Source organism: Fuscovulum ytuae, assembly GCF_029953595.1.
GTDB lineage: Bacteria > Pseudomonadota > Alphaproteobacteria > Rhodobacterales > Rhodobacteraceae > Paragemmobacter > Paragemmobacter ytuae.
On the sequence record NZ_CP124535.1, the window covers coordinates 2899986 to 2916718 of the forward strand.

General features: G+C 63.0%; 18 protein-coding genes. 7 read left to right on the plus strand and 11 right to left on the minus strand.

What is annotated here, in order from left to right; translation table 11 throughout:
* Positions 1-10: 10 nt before the first annotated feature.
* Both QF092_RS13915 and dapB read right to left on the minus strand, forming a co-directional pair.
* The gene (locus QF092_RS13915) at positions 11-376 is read right to left on the minus strand and encodes a dihydrodipicolinate reductase (protein WP_281464649.1); all 366 of its coding nucleotides are present in this window, start codon (positions 374-376) and stop codon (positions 11-13) included.
* 110 nt (positions 377-486) lie between these two features.
* Positions 487-1296, minus strand: coding sequence for a 4-hydroxy-tetrahydrodipicolinate reductase (dapB, locus tag QF092_RS13920; RefSeq protein WP_281470003.1), 810 nt, complete (start codon positions 1294-1296; stop codon positions 487-489).
* Between the two features lie 94 nt (positions 1297-1390).
* Between dapB and rbfA the strand changes: the two genes are divergently transcribed.
* Positions 1391-1810, plus strand: coding sequence for a 30S ribosome-binding factor RbfA (rbfA, locus tag QF092_RS13925; RefSeq protein WP_281464651.1), 420 nt, complete (start codon positions 1391-1393; stop codon positions 1808-1810).
* 33 nt (positions 1811-1843) lie between these two features.
* Here the strand turns inward: rbfA and uvrC are convergent, their stop codons facing one another.
* From uvrC to QF092_RS13945, 4 genes are all read right to left on the minus strand, one after another.
* Positions 1844-3721: an excinuclease ABC subunit UvrC gene (uvrC, locus tag QF092_RS13930; RefSeq protein ID WP_420026544.1), complete on the minus strand. Its 1878-nt coding sequence runs from the start codon at positions 3719-3721 to the stop codon at positions 1844-1846.
* Between the two features lie 336 nt (positions 3722-4057).
* Positions 4058-4834 (minus strand): SDR family oxidoreductase, encoded by a 777-nt coding sequence (locus QF092_RS13935; RefSeq protein ID WP_281464653.1) that lies wholly within the window; start codon positions 4832-4834, stop codon positions 4058-4060.
* 1 nt (position 4835) lies between these two features.
* Positions 4836-5024: a hypothetical protein gene (locus tag QF092_RS13940; protein WP_281464655.1), complete on the minus strand. Its 189-nt coding sequence runs from the start codon at positions 5022-5024 to the stop codon at positions 4836-4838.
* A 4-nt stretch (positions 5025-5028) separates the two neighbouring features.
* Complete coding sequence (locus QF092_RS13945) at positions 5029-5823, minus strand: S49 family peptidase (RefSeq protein ID WP_281464657.1); 795 nt, start codon at positions 5821-5823, stop codon at positions 5029-5031.
* Positions 5824-5885: 62 nt separating this feature from the next.
* Here QF092_RS13945 and QF092_RS13950 point away from each other — a divergent pair, with 62 nt between their 5' ends.
* From QF092_RS13950 to QF092_RS13975, 6 genes are all read left to right on the plus strand, one after another.
* Positions 5886-6779, plus strand: coding sequence for a LysR family transcriptional regulator (locus QF092_RS13950; RefSeq protein WP_281464659.1), 894 nt, complete (start codon positions 5886-5888; stop codon positions 6777-6779).
* 161 nt (positions 6780-6940) lie between these two features.
* Complete coding sequence (locus tag QF092_RS13955; RefSeq protein WP_281464661.1) at positions 6941-7411, plus strand: formate dehydrogenase subunit gamma; 471 nt, start codon at positions 6941-6943, stop codon at positions 7409-7411.
* Positions 7411-8940: a formate dehydrogenase beta subunit gene (locus tag QF092_RS13960; RefSeq protein ID WP_281464662.1), complete on the plus strand. Its 1530-nt coding sequence runs from the start codon at positions 7411-7413 to the stop codon at positions 8938-8940. The genes QF092_RS13955 and QF092_RS13960 overlap by 1 nt, the downstream gene beginning before the upstream one ends.
* Positions 8937-11813, plus strand: a complete 2877-nt coding sequence (fdhF, locus tag QF092_RS13965; RefSeq protein ID WP_281464664.1) for a formate dehydrogenase subunit alpha — start codon at positions 8937-8939, stop codon at positions 11811-11813. The genes QF092_RS13960 and fdhF overlap by 4 nt, the downstream gene beginning before the upstream one ends.
* Positions 11810-12613: a formate dehydrogenase accessory sulfurtransferase FdhD gene (gene fdhD / locus QF092_RS13970; protein WP_420026464.1), complete on the plus strand. Its 804-nt coding sequence runs from the start codon at positions 11810-11812 to the stop codon at positions 12611-12613. The genes fdhF and fdhD overlap by 4 nt, the downstream gene beginning before the upstream one ends.
* A complete protein-coding gene (locus QF092_RS13975; RefSeq protein WP_281464668.1) occupies positions 12603-12839 on the plus strand; it encodes a formate dehydrogenase subunit delta in 237 nt (78 codons plus the stop codon). Before fdhD ends, QF092_RS13975 begins: the two co-directional genes overlap by 11 nt.
* 266 nt (positions 12840-13105) lie before the next feature.
* Here QF092_RS13975 and QF092_RS13980 read toward each other — a convergent pair whose 3' ends face one another.
* The 5 genes from QF092_RS13980 to rfbC all read right to left on the minus strand — a co-directional run bounded on the left by QF092_RS13980 (position 13106) and on the right by rfbC (position 16725).
* Positions 13106-13297 (minus strand): hypothetical protein, encoded by a 192-nt coding sequence (locus QF092_RS13980; RefSeq protein ID WP_281464670.1) that lies wholly within the window; start codon positions 13295-13297, stop codon positions 13106-13108.
* 107 nt (positions 13298-13404) lie between these two features.
* Positions 13405-14280 carry a glucose-1-phosphate thymidylyltransferase RfbA gene (gene rfbA / locus QF092_RS13985; protein ID WP_281464672.1) on the minus strand — a complete coding sequence of 292 codons (876 nt, stop codon included), beginning with the start codon at positions 14278-14280 and terminating at the stop codon, positions 13405-13407.
* A complete protein-coding gene (rfbD, locus tag QF092_RS13990; protein WP_281464674.1) occupies positions 14277-15131 on the minus strand; it encodes a dTDP-4-dehydrorhamnose reductase in 855 nt (284 codons plus the stop codon). Before rfbD ends, rfbA begins: the two co-directional genes overlap by 4 nt.
* Positions 15128-16168: a dTDP-glucose 4,6-dehydratase gene (gene rfbB / locus QF092_RS13995; protein ID WP_281464676.1), complete on the minus strand. Its 1041-nt coding sequence runs from the start codon at positions 16166-16168 to the stop codon at positions 15128-15130. Before rfbB ends, rfbD begins: the two co-directional genes overlap by 4 nt.
* Positions 16165-16725 carry a dTDP-4-dehydrorhamnose 3,5-epimerase gene (rfbC, locus tag QF092_RS14000; RefSeq protein WP_281464678.1) on the minus strand — a complete coding sequence of 187 codons (561 nt, stop codon included), beginning with the start codon at positions 16723-16725 and terminating at the stop codon, positions 16165-16167. Before rfbC ends, rfbB begins: the two co-directional genes overlap by 4 nt.
* Between the last annotated feature and the right edge of the window lie 8 nt (positions 16726-16733).

Sequence of the window (16733 nt, forward strand, 5' to 3'; positions counted from 1 at the left end):
AGGGCCAGCCTTAACGCAGTCGGAAGGATGCCGAATCCCCTGCGCCCTTGTCCACGGTAAAGCGAATCTCTTCGCCCCCCCGCGCCTCGACAAGCTGGCAGTTTCTCGGGATCGGATAGCCTGACCAGTCCATCTCGCGGCAGAAATAGCCATCCTGCCATTCCCAGCTCCCGGTCACGTCCCAGCCAAGGGCACGCCCCTTGATCTCGCCGTCCTCTTCCACGGTCAAAGAGATGCCGAACATCCCCAACCGCAATTCCTTGCCGGAAACGGTTTCAATGAAATCCGACTTGTCGCTGATGCGCGCAAAGCTTTCTGCCGCAGCAGGCAATGCGGCAAGCGAAAGAAGGGCGGCTGGAAGAACGGCGTGCAACATGACGAAAGCCCCGATGGAAGCTGATGACATACGGCAAAAGTCCTGTGCCGGATGAATACCGCATCCAGAATTGTGGTCAATGTCACGCTGACGTGAAGGTTGCCGAAAAATTAAAGGCCCAGCACGTCCATCATGTCATATTGCCCCGGCTTCTGCCCTTGCCCCCACAAGGCCGCGCGCAAGGCACCTCTGGCAAAGATCGCGCGGTCAGTTGCGACATGCCGTAGGATGACCCGCTCGCCATCTGCGGCAAAGATGACATCATGCTCGCCCACGATATCGCCGCCCCGCACGGCGGCAAATCCGATCTGCCCCCGCTTGCGCGCGCCCGTGATCCCGTGCCGCCCGCTGTCCATCGCGTCGTCAAGATCGACGCCGCGCCCCTCGGCGGCGGCCCGGCCCAGCATCAGCGCCGTGCCTGACGGCGCATCCACCTTCATCCGGTGATGCGCCTCAACGATCTCCACATCCCAATCCTCGTCCAAGGCGGCGGCGATCTTCTGGGTCAGCCGCACCAGAAGATTGACACCAAGGCTCATATTCCCCGCCCGAACGACAACCGCATGGCGGGCTGCGGCGTCGATCTTAGCCAGATGGGCGGCCTCCAGCCCCGTCGTGCCGATGACATGCACCGCCCGCGCCTGCGCGGCCAATGCGGCGAACTCCACCGTCGCCGCCGGGGCGGTGAAATCGATTACCGCCTGCGCCTTGGCAAAGGCCTCCAACGGGTCATCCGTCACCGCCACGCCGATCGCCGCGCCCCCCATCGCCGCGCCAATATCGCGACCGACCCAATCATGCCCTGCCCGCTCGACAGCGCCCACCAGCCGCGCCTTGCCCGAAGCTACGATGGTGCGCACCAACATCTGCCCCATGCGCCCCGACGCACCCGTCACCACAATTCCCGGCAGATCGGCCATATCATCCTCCACGCTTACCGCCCGTTTAGCCGCAACCGCCCCCCCATGAAAGCCCGCCGTTGCGGGCGCGGGCCAAAGGGCCTATGTGGAACCCATGTCGAACAAGCGCTTCTCTTCGGGCAAGGGCCCTTCGCAACGCCAGCTTCGCGTGGGCGAACTCATCCGCCGCACGCTGTCGGACGTGCTGAACCGGGCCGAGATTCACGACCCCGACCTCAACCGCATGTCCATTACGGTGGGCGAAGTGTCCTGCTCCCCCGACCTCAAGGTGGCGACGGTCTATGTCATGCCCCTCATGGGATCGGTCAAGGTTGAAGAGGCCATCGCAGCCCTTGCCCGCAACAAGGCCGAACTGCGCCGCCGCGTCAGCGCCGAGATGACGCTCAAATACGCCCCGGACCTGCGCTTCCGCCCGGATGAAACCTTTGACAGGTTGGACGAAACCCGCCGCCTCTTCTCGGATGAAAAGGTCAAGCGCGACCTTGCTGCCCCGGAAGATGAATCCGAGGCGTGACAGGCCGTAGGGTGGGGTTCCGCCCCGCCGCCCCTATCTGTCGTGAAAGAAATCGTGGATCACCTGCGCCATCGCCTCGCTGATCCCGTCCACTGCCATCAGATCCGCCACCCCGGCGCGTGACACGGCCTTGGCGCTGCCGAAATGTGCCAGAAGGGCGCGTTTGCGCGCCGCTCCCACCCCCGGCACATCGTCCAAGGGTGTCGCACTCACCGCCTTCGCCCGCTTCGCCCGATGCGCGCCATTGGCCCAGCGATGCGCCTCATCCCGCAAGCGCTGTACGAAATACAGAACCGGGTCATTCCGCTGCAACGCAAAGGGCGGCTCGCCGGGGCGGTGGAACTCTTCCTTCCCGGCATCGCGGTCGATCCCCTTGGCCACCCCGATATAGGGAATGTCCTCCACCCCCAACTCGGCCATGATCTCGCCCACTGCGGACACTTGCCCCGCGCCCCCGTCGATCAGCAATAGGTCCGGCCAGGCATCGGTCTTCCGCTCCGGGTCCTCTTTCAACAGCCGCTCGAATCGCCGGGTCAGCACCTCTTTCATCATCCCGAAATCGTCGCCCGCCTTGCCCGCCGCGCCCTTGATGTTGAACTTGCGATACTGCCCCTTGTCGAACCCGTCGGGTCCCGCAACGATCATCCCCCCCACGGCATCCGACCCTTGGATATGCGCGTTGTCATAGACCTCGATCCGCCTTGGTGGGGCGTCCAGATCGAAGGCATCCGCCAACCCGATCAGCAGCTTCGACTGCGCCGCCCCTTCGGCCATCCGCCGCGCCAGCGACTCGCGCGCATTGCGCGCCGCATTCTCCACCAGTTCCGCCTTTTCGCCCCGCTGCGGCACCGCCAGTTCCACCTTCCGCCCTGCCCGTTCGGCCAAGGCAGCCGCCACCAGATCCTCATTCTCCACCGGATGCGACAGAAGGATCAGGCGCGGCGGCTCTTTGTCGTCATAGAACTGGGCCACAAAGGCCTCCAGAATCTCGCTCTCCTCCGCCCCCGATCCCGTGCGCGGATAGAAATCCCGGTTCCCCCAGCTTTGGTTCGCGCGGATGAAAAAGACCTGCACGCAGGCCTGCCCCCCTTCCAGATGCAGCGCGATCACATCCGCCTCTGCCACCCCACGCGGATTGATGCCCTGCGCCGATTGCACCTGGGTCAGCGCCCGGATTCGGTCGCGCAGCGCGGCGGCCCGCTCAAACTCCATCGCCTCGGACGCCGCCGCCATCTGCCCGGCCAATTGCGCCTGCACCTCAGTCGACTTGCCCTGTAGGAACCGCTCAGCATCCGACACCTGCGCGGCATATTGCTCAGGCGTCACTCGCCCCACGCAAGGGGCCGAACAGCGCTTGATCTGAAACAGCAGGCAGGGCCGCGTGCGGCTTTCGAACATCGCATCCGAACAGTTCCGCAAGAGGAATACCTTCTGCAACTGGTTCAGCGTGCGGTTCACCGCCCCCGCACTGGCAAAGGGCCCGAAGTAACTGCCCTTTTCCGACCGCTTACCGCGATGCTTCTTGATCTGTGGAAAGGCATGCTCTTTCCCGATCAGGATATTGGGGAAAGACTTGTCGTCGCGCAGCAGCACGTTATAGCGCGGCTTCAATTGCTTGATGAGGTTCTGCTCCAACAGCAGCGCCTCCATCTCTGTCCGCGTCGTCAGGAACATCATCGACGCGGTTTCCGAAATCATCCGCGCGATGCGCCCGGAATGGCCCGACGGGCGCGCATAATTCGATACCCGCGCCTTCAGGTTCCGCGCCTTGCCGACATACAGCACCTCGGACTTCGCGTTCAGCATCCGGTAAACACCGGGCGAGGAATCGAGCGTCCGCAGATAGGATTGGATCACCTCATGGCCTGTCGCCACGGGTGCCCCCGTCCCCTCTTCGCCGTCCTTCTGCACGCCGTCTGACAATGCCCTTACACCTTTATCTTAGACACATCGATTCCCCCCCTTGGCTGCAACGCTCCGCGACGAAGGGCAAGAGGGAAGCTGTCCACGGTTTCTGTGGATAACTCTGCGGGAAAGTTTTTGGCAGGCCGAATTTTCCCTTGTTTTCTGCTGCTTTCCTTGCATTGCCTAAAATTTAGGCAAATTTGCAAGTATTTGAAAACAAACAAAAGATTTTCTAGATTGCGGCAAATCACTGAAAAACTTAGGGATTTTGTAACGTCTTGGTAACCACAATGTCAGAAGTGGACAACTCTGTAACGACCATCGGTTGAAGGGGTGTAAACCTTACTCAACACCTACGACATCCGGCGTCTGCCATGCCAGATGCTGCCCGCCATCCACCGCGATCATCTGCCCAGTCACAGCCCGCGCATCGATCAGGTAACCCAGCGCTGCGGTGATGTCTTCGGGCATCGCGCCGCGTTGCAGAACCGTCGCCGCGCGTTGGCGCGCAAAGGCCTCTGCCGTCTGCCGTCCGCCTTGCAAGGTCGGCCCCGGACCGATGGCATTCACGCGCACCCGTGGGGCCAAGCCCTGCGCTGCCGTCTGCGTCAGGGCCCACAGCGCCGCCTTGGCAATCGTATAGCTCGTGAATTCCGGGGTCAGCTTCCAGACCCTCTGATCCACCATGTTCACGATCAACCCGCGCGCCACAGGTTCGCCGCCGTCATCACTCTCTGGCTCCGGCACCTGCGCGGCAAAGGCCTGGGTCAGCACGAAGGGCGCGCGCAGGTTCGATTCGATATGCCGATCCCAACTTTCCCGCGTCGCGCTGGCGAAATCATCATGCTCAAAGATCGAGGCATTGTTGACCAACACTGTCAAAGGCCCACCCAAGGCCTCTGCCGCGCGCGGCAGCAACGTTTGCACCTCGCCTTCAATCAGAACATCGGCAGCCAATGTCACCGCCCGCCGCCCCATTGCGGCGATCTCGGCCGCCACGGCCTCGGCTTCATCTTTACTGCCTGCGTAATGCACGGCCACGTCATATCCCCGGCTGGCCAGATACAGGGCCATCGCCCGCCCCAGCCGACGCCCGGCCCCCGTCACCAATGCCCGCATGTCAGCCCTTCCCGCAGTCGCACCCGCCCTTGCCGATGAGATAGCGCCCACATCCCCGACAGCGAGAGGGCTTTGCCCGCGCGACCCGCTTCTTCACCGACCGCGAAATGGCACCGGGAAACAGCCATTTGCCGATCATCCCGATCAGGGCCATGCCGCCTAGGAACAGGATGAAGATCTTCAGCAGCATGCCGTCACAGCCCGAACCGCGCCCAAAGCGCGCGTTCCTCGACACCCTGCATCAGCCCATCCGTCGCCGCCATCCCCAACCGCTGCAACAGCCCGCGCTTCTGCCCATAGGGGATCAGCCGCACCTTATCGCCATACATCTCCATCAATTTGGGACGCAGATGTGCCACGCCATCCACAAGGCCCAGCTTGACCGCCTCCGCCCCCACCCAGACATCGGCGTTGAACAGGTCTGCCGAAAGGTCCAGCCGCGACGCACGCCGCGCCTTTACGTGGTCGATAAAGGCCGCATGGATCGGCTCCTGCAATTTGCGCAAGCGTTCCACATCCTCCGGCTTTTGCGGCAGGAAGGGGTCGGCAAAACTCTTCGACCTGCCCGCCGTCACCACCCGCCGCTCGATCCCCTGCCGCGCCATCAGTTCTGGGAACCCGAAAGACGCAAAGATCACCCCGATCGACCCCACGATCGATGACGCATCCACCCAGATGTCATCCCCCGCACAGGCCAACCAATAGCCGCCGCTCGCCGCCACATCCTCCACAAAGGCATGGACCGGGACCTTCTTCTCTTCCGCCAGCCGCCGCACCCGCGCCGCGATCAGCGCCGATTGCACCGCCGATCCGCCGGGAGAGTTGATGACAAGCGCCACCGCCGCAGGCTTGCCCTTGGCAAAGGCCCGCTCAATCAGCGGCGCGACGCTCTGATCATTCAACCCGCGCGACCCCACACCGATCGCGCCTTGCAGGCGGATCACGGGAACCATGGCGGGTTTGGGCACGAAGGGGATGAAACGTCTCATGCCACACAGCTAAGGGTCCGGGGCCTTGCGGACAAGTGAGGAATGACGGCAGCATCGCTCACATGATCGACAAGCTGGAAATGTTCATCGCCCTCGCCAACGAACGCCATTTCGGCCGCGCGGCCGAGGTCTGTGGCGTCACGCAACCCACCCTATCCTCTGCCATCCGGCAGCTGGAGGATCAGCTGGGCGTCCAACTCGTCTTTCGCGGCAGCCGCTATCAGGGCCTCACGCCCGAAGGCCAGCGCGTGCTCGACTGGGGCCGCCGCATCGTAGGCGACATGCGCGCGCTCAAGGACGAGATGCGCACCGTCCGCGCAGGGTTATCCGGCAACCTGCGCATCGGCGTCATCCCAACTGCCCTGCCGATGGTCGCGGGCCTCACGGGCCCTTTCACAGCCAAACACCCCAACGTCCGCGTCTCCATCCTGTCGCGCACCAGCACCGAAATCCTCACGGGGATCGAGGCGCTCGAACTCGACGCAGGCATCACCTATCTCGACAACGAACCGCTCGGTCGCGTGGCGCAGGTGCCGCTTTACGCGGAATTCTACCGCTACCTCTGCGCCCCCGGCACGCCATTGGCCGACCGGGATCAGGTGACATGGTCCGAACTGGCCGAACAGCCGCTTTGTCTGCTCACAGGCGACATGCAGAACCGCCGCATCGTAAACCAGCATCTGGCCGAGGCCGGGGTCGCCGTCGTGCCACAGATCGAATCGAATTCCACCATCGCGCTGACCAGCCATGTGCTGACGGGGCGCTGGGCCTCTATCGTGCCGCGTCAATTGGCGCAGATGTTTGTGGCGGGGGGGCAGCTCCGTTCCATCCCCATCGTGGCACCCGAAGTGGAACACCTCGTCGGCCTGATCACCGCGCGCCGCGACCCGATCACCCCCGTCCTCGCGGCCCTGATCGCCGAAGCAGAGCGTTTCGCCAAGGCCGCCGCCGCTTAGGGTGCGGGCTTGCACGCACCCCGGGCATCAGGGCGAAATCTGACTGCCCAGTACGAACCCCGCCGCTTCAATAGACGCCATCTATCAAACGACGGTAATTCAATATTGATTTCCCTATCAATCGGCGTATCCCGGTAGACAGCTACCAAGGAAGGCCGCCGATGTCGCAGACCAGCACCGAAATCGCCGCGCGGGTGGGGGAAATCCTCGACGCGCATCAGGGGATGGAGGGGCCGCTCTTGCCGATCCTCCACGCCATTCAGGCAGCCTTCGGCTATGTGCCGCGCGACGCGCTTCCCATCATCGCCAAACACCTGAACCTGACGCGGGCCGAGGTGCATGGTGTCATGTCCTTCTACCACGACTTCCGCGAAGACCCGGCGGGCCGCCACGTCCTGAAACTCTGCCGGGCTGAGGCATGTCAGGCCATGGGCGGTGACCGCGTGGCGCAGCATGCGCAAAACCGTCTTGGCATCGAATGGCACGAAACCACCAAAGACGGGCGCATCACCTTGGAACCCGTCTTCTGCCTTGGCCTCTGTGCCTGCGCTCCCGCCGCTCTGGTCGATGGCAAGGTCGTCGGTCGGGTAGATGAAGCCCGCCTTGACGCGATTATCGAAGGGGCGCGCTGATGAAAATCTACATCCCCCGCGACGCCGCCGCCCGTGGCCTTGGTGCCGATGACGTCGCCGCCGCCGTCGCGGCCGAGGCCGCCAAGCGTGGCACCAAAGTCGAAATCATCCGCAACGGTTCGCGTGGCATGGTCTGGCTGGAGCCGCTGGTCGAGGTGGCCACCGACGCAGGCCGCATCGCCTTTGGCCCCCTGACCCCTGCTGATGTGCCCGCCCTCTTTGGCGATCTGGAACAGCACCCAAAGGCGCTCGGCCTGACCGAAGCGCTGCCGTGGATGGCGAAACAGACCCGCCTCACCTTCGCCCGTGTCGGCGTGATCGACCCCCTCTCGCTGGCGGATTACGAAGCCCATGGCGGGCTTGCGGGCCTGCGCCGTGCGCTGACCATGGACAGCGCCGCCATCGTGGCCGAAGTGACCGAATCCGGCCTGCGCGGCCGTGGCGGCGCAGGCTTCCCGACCGGCATCAAATGGAAAACGGTGGCCGAGGCGAAGGCTGATCAGAAATACATCGTCTGCAACGCTGACGAAGGCGATAGCGGCACCTTTGCCGACCGCATGCTGATGGAAGGCGACCCCTTCACCCTGATCGAAGGCATGGCCATCGCGGGCATCGGCACGGGCGCGACCAAGGGCTATGTCTACCTTCGCTCCGAATATCCGGATGCGATCGAGGTGATGACGGCGGCCGTGGAAATCGCCCGGAAATCGGGCCTTCTCGGCCCCTCCATCCTTGGTTCCGGCAAGGCCTTTGACATGGAGATACGCACCGGTGCGGGTGCCTATGTCTGTGGCGAGGAAACCTCGCTTCTCAACTCGCTGGAAGGCAAGCGCGGCATCGTCCGCGCCAAGCCGCCGCTGCCCGCGCTGCAAGGCTTCATGGGCAAGCCCACCGTTGTGAACAACGTCATCTCGCTGGCCACCGTTCCGGTGATCTTTGAAAAGGGCGCCGCCCATTACAAGGATTTCGGCCTTGGCCGGTCGCGCGGCACGATCCCGCTGCAAATCGCCGGCAACGTCAAATTCGGCGGCCTGTTCGAGGTGGCCTTTGGCCTGACCCTTGGTCAGATCGTCGATGACATCGGCGGCGGCACCGCCACAGGCCGCCCGGTCAAGGCCGTGCAGGTGGGTGGCCCCTTGGGCGCCTACTTCCCCCGCGCGCTGTTCGACACCCCCTTCGGCTATGAAGAATTCGGCGCGAAAGAGGGCCTGATCGGCCATGCTGGCCTCGTCATTTTTGACGAAACCGCCGACATGCTGAAACAGGCCCGCTTTGCGATGGAATTCTGCGCCATCGAAAGCTGCGGCAAATGCACCCCCTGCCGCATCGGCGCGGTGCGCGGCGTGGAAACGGTGGACCGCATCGCCAAGGGTGATGCCGACGCTATCCCGCTGCTGACCGACCTCTGCAACACGATGAAATCTGGCTCGCTCTGCGCGCTGGGCGGCTTCACCCCCTATCCGGTGATGTCCGCGCTCAACCACTTCCCTGACGACTTCGCCCCCGCGATGAAAGAGGCCGCCGAATGAAAGACTTCATCATCCCCGACCGCGATTTCGGCACGCCCGCCGCGAAATCCAAGCAGATGGTGACATTGACCATCGACGGCTTTGACGTGACCGTGCCCGAAGGCACCTCGATCATGCGCGCCGCCGCCGAACTGGGCATCTCTGTCCCCAAGCTCTGCGCCACCGACTCGCTTGACGCCTTCGGTTCCTGCCGCCTCTGCCTTGTGGAAATCGAAGGTCGCAACGGCACCCCGGCTTCCTGCACCACCCCCGTCGCGCCGGGGATCAAGGTCCACACCCAGAACAGCAAGCTGAAACAGCTCCGCCGCGGGGTGATGGAACTGTATATCTCCGACCACCCGCTCGACTGCCTGACCTGCGCCGCCAATGGCGACTGCGAATTGCAAGACATGGCCGGGGCCGTCGGCCTGCGCGACGTGCGCTATGAAAAAGGCGAAAACCATTTCGAGGTGCGCAATACCTCCGGCGAAAAGAACCCCAACTGGATTCCCAAGGACGAATCCAACCCCTACTTCGCCTATGACCCGGCGAAATGCATCGTCTGCTCGCGCTGCGTCCGCGCGTGCGAGGAAATCCAAGGCACCTTCGCCCTGACGATCGAAGGCCGCGGCTTCGACAGCCGCGTGTCCTTCGGCGCCAAGACCGACACGGCGCTCACCTCTGACTGCGTCTCCTGCGGGGCCTGCGTGCAGGCCTGCCCGACGGGCACCCTGCAAGAGAAATCCGTGATCGACATCGGCACCCCCGACCGGTCGGTCATCACCACCTGCGCCTATTGCGGCGTCGGCTGCTCCTTCAAGGCGGAAATGCGCGGCGACGAACTGGTCCGCATGACCCCCTACAAGCACGGCAAGGCCAACCGCGGCCATTCCTGCGTCAAGGGCCGCTTCGCCTATGGCTACGCCAGCCACAAGGACCGCATCCTGTCGCCCATGATCCGCGACTCGATCAACGACCCCTGGAAAGAAGTGACATGGGCCGAGGCGATGGAATTCGCCTCAAACCGCATGAAGGGCATCATCGCCAAACATGGGCGGCAGTCGGTCGGCGTCATCACCTCGTCGCGCTGCACGAATGAAGAGGCCTATCTCGTCCAGAAACTCACCCGCGCGGTGTTCCAGAACAACAACACCGACACCTGCGCCCGCGTCTGCCATTCGCCCACCGGATACGGGCTGGGCCAGACCTTCGGCACCTCGGCCGGCACGCAGGATTTCGACAGCGTGGAACATACCGATGTCGTGATCCTGATCGGCGCGAACCCCACCGATGGCCATCCCGTCTTTGCCAGCCGCCTGAAGAAGCGGCTGCGCCAAGGGGCCAAGCTCATCGTCATCGACCCGCGCCGGATCGACCTTGTCGACACCGCCCATATCAAGGCCGCGCATCACCTGCCGCTGACGCCGGGCACCAACGTGGCCGTCGTCACGGCCATCGCCCATACCATCGTCACCGAAGGCCTCTTCGACGAAGCCTTCATCCGTGATCGCTGCGATTGGGACGAATTCCAAGACTACGCCGAATTCGTCTCCGACCCCCGCCACAGCCCGGAAGCCACGCAATTCCTGACGGGCGTCAAGGCCGACGAACTCCGCGCCGCTGCCCGCCTTTATGCCAAGGGCGGCAATGGCGCGATCTACTACGGCCTTGGCGTCACCGAACACAGCCAAGGCTCCACCACCGTCATCGGCATCGCCAACCTCGCCATGCTGACCGGCAATATCGGCCGCCCCGGCGTGGGCGTGAACCCGCTGCGCGGGCAGAACAACGTGCAAGGCTCCTGCGACATGGGCAGCTTCCCGCACGAACTGCCCGGCTACCGCCATGTGAAGAATGACTCTGTCCGCGAGGTTTTTGAATCCCTCTGGGGCGTGAAGATCGATAACGAACCCGGCCTGCGCATCCCCAACATGCTCGATGCGGCAGTCGAAGGCACTTTCAAGGGCCTTTACTGCCAAGGCGAAGACATCCTGCAATCCGACCCTGACACGAAACATGTGGCAGCGGGCCTTGCGGCGATGGATTGCGTCATCGTTCACGACCTCTTCCTGAACGAAACCGCGAATTACGCCCATGTCTTCTTCCCCGGCTCCTCCTTCCTTGAAAAGGACGGCACCTTCACCAATGCCGAACGCCGCATCAACCGCGTGCGCAAGGTGATGGCCCCCCGTCAGGGCTATGCCGATTGGGAAGTCACGCAGATGTTTGCGCAGGCGATGGGGGCCGACTGGCACTACACCCACCCGTCGCAGATCATGGACGAAATCGCCATGCTGACCCCCTCCTTCGCGGGCGTCAGCTATGAAAAGCTGGAAGAAATGGGCTCCGTCCAATGGCCCTGCAACGCGAGTGCCCCCGAAGGCACGCCGCTGATGCATATCGACGGCTTTGTCCGCGGCAAGGGCAAGTTCATCGTCACCGAATATGTGGCGACGGATGAAAAGACTGGCCCGCGCTTCCCGCTTTTGCTGACGACGGGGCGGATTCTGTCGCAATACAACGTCGGTGCGCAGACGCGGCGGACCCAAAACGTGGTCTGGCACGAAGAAGACCTTCTCGAAATCCACCCCCATGACGCCGAACTGCGCGGTGTGCGGGATGGTCAATTCGTGAAACTGTCCTCCCGCTCTGGCGAAACCTCGCTGCGGGCCAAGATCACGGATCGCGTCTCGCCCGGTGTGGTCTATACGACCTTCCACCACCCGACGACGCAGGCCAATGTCATCACCACCGATTTCTCGGACTGGGCCACCAACTGCCCGGAATACAAGGTGACGGCCGTGCAGGTCAGCCCGTCCAACGGCCCCACCGAATGGCAAGAGGAATACGCCGCACAGGCCGAACACGCGCGCCGCATTCTGGCGGCCGAGTGATGGAGACCGCGCGCCGCCTTCCCCGCCTCAGCTTTGGCTCGGCGGGAATCGAGCAGGGGTCCCGCCCCCTGCCCGAAGAGGTGGCCGTGGCGCTGTCCTTCAACGGGTCGACGCAGGCGGTCATGATGGCCACCCCCGCCGACCTGACGGATTTCGCCTATGGCTTTGCCCTGACCGAAGGCATCGCCACACCGGATCAGATTGATAGCGTTGATATCGTTCCAGCAGGGGACGGGGTCGATGTGCAGGTCTGGCTGCATGCCGATGCCGAACAGCGCCTCGCCGCCCGCCGCCGCACCATGGCAGGCCCCGTCGGCTGTGGCCTCTGCGGCATCGACAGCATCGAACAGGCCATGCGCCCCGTGGCCCAGATCGCGCCCTCGCCCCTGCGGATGACACCCTCGCAGGTGATGCGGGCCGTAGCGTCCCTGACCGACCGTCAACCGCTGCACGACTACACCCGCGCCGCCCATTGCGCCGCCTATTGGACGACCGAAGGCATGGTCGCCGCGCGCGAGGATGTGGGCCGCCACAACGCGCTGGACAAGCTGGCAGGCCATGTGATCCGCGCCCGCTATGCCCAAGGCGCGGTGGTCCTGACCAGCCGCGTGTCGATCGATATGGTGCAGAAGGTCTGCGCCCTTGGCGCGCCGATCCTGATCGCCGTCTCGGCCCCCACCGCCCATGCCGTTGACCTTGCCGAAGAGGCGGGTCTGACCCTGATCGCCCTTGCCCGGTCCGACCGGTTCGAGGTTTTCACCCATTCTGACCGACTGACGGAGAGCGCCCATGTCCGCTGATCCCCATGAAAAGCTGATCTACATGGCCAATCAGATTTCGAAATTCTTCGAATCGAAGCCCGAGGCCGAGGGCGTTGCCGGCATCGCCGCCCATATCAACGATTTTTGGGAACCCCGGATGCGGCGGCACTTCTTCGAAGTGGTCGATGCAGGCGGGGCCGGCCTGCGCCCGCTGGTTCTGGCGGCATCGGCAAAGATCAAGCGTCCCGTTCCCGAAACCGTGTAAAGGGATCGGCGCGGCTGCGCCGCAAGCCTTTCCTGTCGCCTCCGCGCTTCGCGCTCCGGCTCCGTTGTCAGGGGACGTTCCGTCCCCTCTGTCTGCGCGTGCCGCGCAGCCATTCACCCCTTGAGAGTATTTTTCGCCAAGATGAAGGTGGCGTTAACCTTAACCTGTTGCCACCGTTCGCTGCGTGACCACAGTTTGCGGCACAAAAGGCGGCACAAAACAGGGCACAACCGTTTCGGGCGGAACGCAGTGATGAATGCGTGTTTTCAGCTGTTTGTCGGAATATCCCGCGACAGCCGCATATAGGTGAACATCCCCGTCAGGAACCCTGCAAAGGCAAGGAATCCGGCGGTCACCATTTGGGTCTGATCCTGAATATCCGCAGAAAGTGCCAAATAGCCAAAGGCCCAAAAGCCAGACCAAGAAATCACACAAATCAAGGCGATAAGCTTGTTCATCCCTGTCATCCCTCCTCCCAAAGGGCGGGCCGAAAGGGGTGAGTCATCGGCCCGACTGCGGCAGGATAACGCAGGTTAGGCAGAAATCATCATGTTTTTTGCATGTATCATTCCGAAGCAATCCCAAGCAGATAGCGGCCGTAATCGTTCTTTCGGAAGGTGTCCGCGCGTTTCAGCAGCGCCTCGCGCGTGATGAACCCCGACCGCCACGCAATCTCGTCCGGGCTGCCCACTTGCAGCCCTTGCCGATCGGTCAGGGTGCGCACGAAGTTCCCGGCATCGAGCAGCGAGCCGTGGGTGCCCGTGTCCAGCCAGGCATAGCCGCGCCCCATGCGTTCGACCCGGAGACTGCCCTCGCTGCGGTATTTCTCAAGCAGATCAACGATTTCCAGCTCTCCCCGTGCAGAAGGGCGGACTGTTTCGGCAAGGTCCGGCGCGCGACCGTCAAGGTAATAGAGGCCTGTCACCGCATAGTTCGACGGGGGTTTTTCCGGCTTTTCCTGAATGCTGCGCACCGTGCCATCGGGGGCGAAATCAACCACACCATAGCGTTCGGGGTCGGCCACCCGGTAACCAAAGACCGTGCCTCCCATCGGTTGCGCGTCGGCGGCGGCAAGGGTTTCCGGCAACCCGTGGCCGAAGAAGATGTTGTCGCCCAGAACCATGGCCGAAGGCGCGCCATTCAGGAAATCGCGTGCCAGCAGATAGGCCTGCGCCAGACCGTCGGGCGCGGGCTGCACGATCCATGTGAAAGACAAGCCCCACTGGCTGCCATCCCCCATAAGCCTTTGGAATTGCGTCTGATCTTCTGGCGTCGTGATGATCGCGATCTCGCGTATCCCGCCCAACATCAGCACTGAAAGCGGGTAGTAGATCATCGGCTTGTCATAAAGCGGGAGAAGCTGCTTCGACACGCCCATCGTAATGGGCCAGAGCCTTGTGCCAGACCCACCGGCGAGGATGATGCCCTTGCGTTTGGTCATGCGCGCAACTCCTTCAGAATCTCGGCAAGGCCCGTGTGCCAGTCGGGGCGGGGGATGCCGAAGTCACGGGTCAATGTGGAACAGTCCAGCCGCGAATTCATCGGTCTGGCAGCTGGTGTCGGATAGGCAGAGGACGGGATACCGGACACCGCGCAGGAAAAGCCCGCGCCGGCCATGATGGCGCGGGCGAAATCCGCCCAGCTCGTGTCGGGCGCGCCCGCGAAATGATATGTTCCGCCCCCGGCGCTGTCGCGCAGCGCAGTTGCCGCCACGAAAAGCGCATCGGCAATGGCCGCAGCAGGCGTTGGACCACCCACCTGATCTGCTACGACATTCAGCGCAGGTCGTTCAGCCCCCAGCCGCAGCATCGTCTTGACGAAGTTCTGGCCATGGGCCGACACGACCCAGCTTGTCCGGAGGATCAAATGGTGCGCACCACTGGCGCGGATCGCCTGCTCGCCCGCCAGTTTTGACCGCCCATAGGCATTCAGAGGTGCAGTCGGGTGATCCGTCGTGAAGGGCGCTTCGCCTTGGCCGTCAAACACGTAATCCGTCGAGATGTGAAGGAATGGGATACCCTTCGCCCCACAGGCATGCGCCATCGCCCCGGGGCTGTCGCCATTGACGCGGGTGGCGGCGTTCTCTTCCGCTTCGGCACGATCCACTGCCGTCCAGGCGGCGGCGTTGATCACCGCGTCGCAGTCATGGTGCGCGATGGCATCGGCACAACTTGCCGGATCGGCGAGATCCGCTTGGTCACGGCCAAGGAATACAGGTGAAACGCCATTGGGGCAGCGGCGGGCCAGTTCGCGCGCAACCTGCCCTGTCTGACCAAAGACGAGAAGCTTCACGCCTTTACCCCCAGCCGTTCGCCCACACCTTGCCGCGCCAGCAACGGGCGCCACCAATCCTCATTCTCCAGATACCAACGGACGGTGCGTCGTAGCCCTTCCTCCAGCGTGACAGAGGGTCGCCAGCCCAGCTCCTCTCGCATCCGGGACGGATCGATGGCATAGCGCAGATCATGTCCGGGACGGTCAGCCACAAAGGTAATCAGCCGGTCGTGCGGCGCACCCTGTGAATGCATTTCGTCCATCAAGCGGCAAATCATGCGCACAAGGTCGATATTCCGCGCCTCATTCTCGCCCCCGATGTTATAGCTGCGCCCGACCTCGCCCTTTTGCAAAACGGTTAGCAGGGCATCGGCGTGATCTTCGACGAACAGCCAGTCGCGCACATTCTCGCCCTTGCCATAGACGGGGATCTCTTTGCCCGACAGCGCGTTCAGAATCACGACGGGGATCAGCTTCTCGGGAAAGTGGAAGGGTCCGTAATTATTGGAACAATTGGTCAGGACGATAGGCAGGCCATAGGTTTCATGCCATGCACGGACCAGATGGTCGGACGCGGCCTTGGACGCTGAATAGGGGCTGCGGGGGTCATAAGGCGTGTTTTCGGTGAATTTGCCGGTGGGGCCGAGCGATCCGAACACCTCATCTGTCGAGATATGGTGAAAGCGAAATTCCTCCGGCTTGCCCTTGCGCGTCCAGAAGGCGCGCGTGGCCTCAAGCAGCGTGAAGGTGCCGTTGATGTTTGTCTCGATAAAGGTGCCGGGGCCGTCGATGGATCGGTCGACATGGCTTTCGGCGGCAAGATGCATCAGCGCATCAGGATCATGCGCAGCAAGAATGCGGTCCATCGCGGAGCGGTCGCGAATATCTGCCTTTTCAAAGGTATAGCGCGGCGAGTTGCCGACAGAGGCCACATTCTCAAGGCAGGCGGCATAGGTCAGGGCATCGACATTCACCACCGAATGCCCCTGCGCCACGGCAAGCCGCACAACGGCAGAGCCGATAAAGCCCGCACCGCCGGTGACAAGGATTTTCATGCCGTCTCTCCATAAGTGAAGGGGCTTTGCCAATCGGCAAAGGCGGGTGCGGCAAGATCCTTCTCCGACAGCACGGGATCGCCCGCAAAGCCCCAATTCACGCCCGCCGAGTCCCAGCGAACCGATCCGTCATGTTGGGGCGAATAAAGGTCGGTGCATTTGTATTGCACCTCGCAATCGTCAGTGAGGGTGACGAAGCCGTGGAGGAACCCTTTTGGAACCAACAGTTGCCGCCCATTCTCGGCGCTAAGTTCTACTCCGACCGAACGCCCATAGGTGGGCGACCCGCGCCTTGCATCCACCGCAACATCCCAGATCGCACCCCTCGAGCAGCGGACCAACTTATCCTGCGCGCGCGGCGGGGATTGATAATGCAGGCCACGCAGCGTGCCCTTCTGTGCAGAAAACGAATGGTTGTCTTGCACAAAGGCCAGATCGAGCCCTGCTTCCCGCATCCGCGCGGCGTTCCACGTTTCCACGAACCAGCCGCGCGAGTCACCAAATCGGCGCGGGGTCAGGATCAACAAGTCGGGAAGGTCTGTCTTTTCGATCTGCATAGGAAAAC

Bases quoted from the DNA above. Each gene is read 5' to 3' on its own strand.
- QF092_RS13980 (WP_281464670.1), bottom strand. From the start codon at position 13,297: ATGAACAAGCTTATCGCCTTGATTTGTGTGATTTCTTGGTCTGGCTTT.
- QF092_RS13960 (WP_281464662.1), top strand. From the start codon at position 7,411: ATGAAAATCTACATCCCCCGCGACGCCGCCGCCCGTGGCCTTGGTGCC.
- QF092_RS13940 (WP_281464655.1), bottom strand. From the start codon at position 5,024: ATGCTGCTGAAGATCTTCATCCTGTTCCTAGGCGGCATGGCCCTGATC.
- QF092_RS13935 (WP_281464653.1), bottom strand. From the start codon at position 4,834: ATGCGGGCATTGGTGACGGGGGCCGGGCGTCGGCTGGGGCGGGCGATG.
- QF092_RS13975 (WP_281464668.1), top strand. From the start codon at position 12,603: ATGTCCGCTGATCCCCATGAAAAGCTGATCTACATGGCCAATCAGATT.
- fdhF (WP_281464664.1), top strand. From the start codon at position 8,937: ATGAAAGACTTCATCATCCCCGACCGCGATTTCGGCACGCCCGCCGCG.
- rbfA (WP_281464651.1), top strand. From the start codon at position 1,391: ATGTCGAACAAGCGCTTCTCTTCGGGCAAGGGCCCTTCGCAACGCCAG.
- QF092_RS13915 (WP_281464649.1), bottom strand. From the start codon at position 376: ATGTTGCACGCCGTTCTTCCAGCCGCCCTTCTTTCGCTTGCCGCATTG.
- QF092_RS13955 (WP_281464661.1), top strand. From the start codon at position 6,941: ATGTCGCAGACCAGCACCGAAATCGCCGCGCGGGTGGGGGAAATCCTC.
- QF092_RS13950 (WP_281464659.1), top strand. From the start codon at position 5,886: ATGATCGACAAGCTGGAAATGTTCATCGCCCTCGCCAACGAACGCCAT.
- QF092_RS13945 (WP_281464657.1), bottom strand. From the start codon at position 5,823: ATGAGACGTTTCATCCCCTTCGTGCCCAAACCCGCCATGGTTCCCGTG.
- rfbA (WP_281464672.1), bottom strand. From the start codon at position 14,280: ATGACCAAACGCAAGGGCATCATCCTCGCCGGTGGGTCTGGCACAAGG.
- rfbC (WP_281464678.1), bottom strand. From the start codon at position 16,725: ATGCAGATCGAAAAGACAGACCTTCCCGACTTGTTGATCCTGACCCCG.
- rfbB (WP_281464676.1), bottom strand. From the start codon at position 16,168: ATGAAAATCCTTGTCACCGGCGGTGCGGGCTTTATCGGCTCTGCCGTT.
- dapB (WP_281470003.1), bottom strand. From the start codon at position 1,296: ATGGCCGATCTGCCGGGAATTGTGGTGACGGGTGCGTCGGGGCGCATG.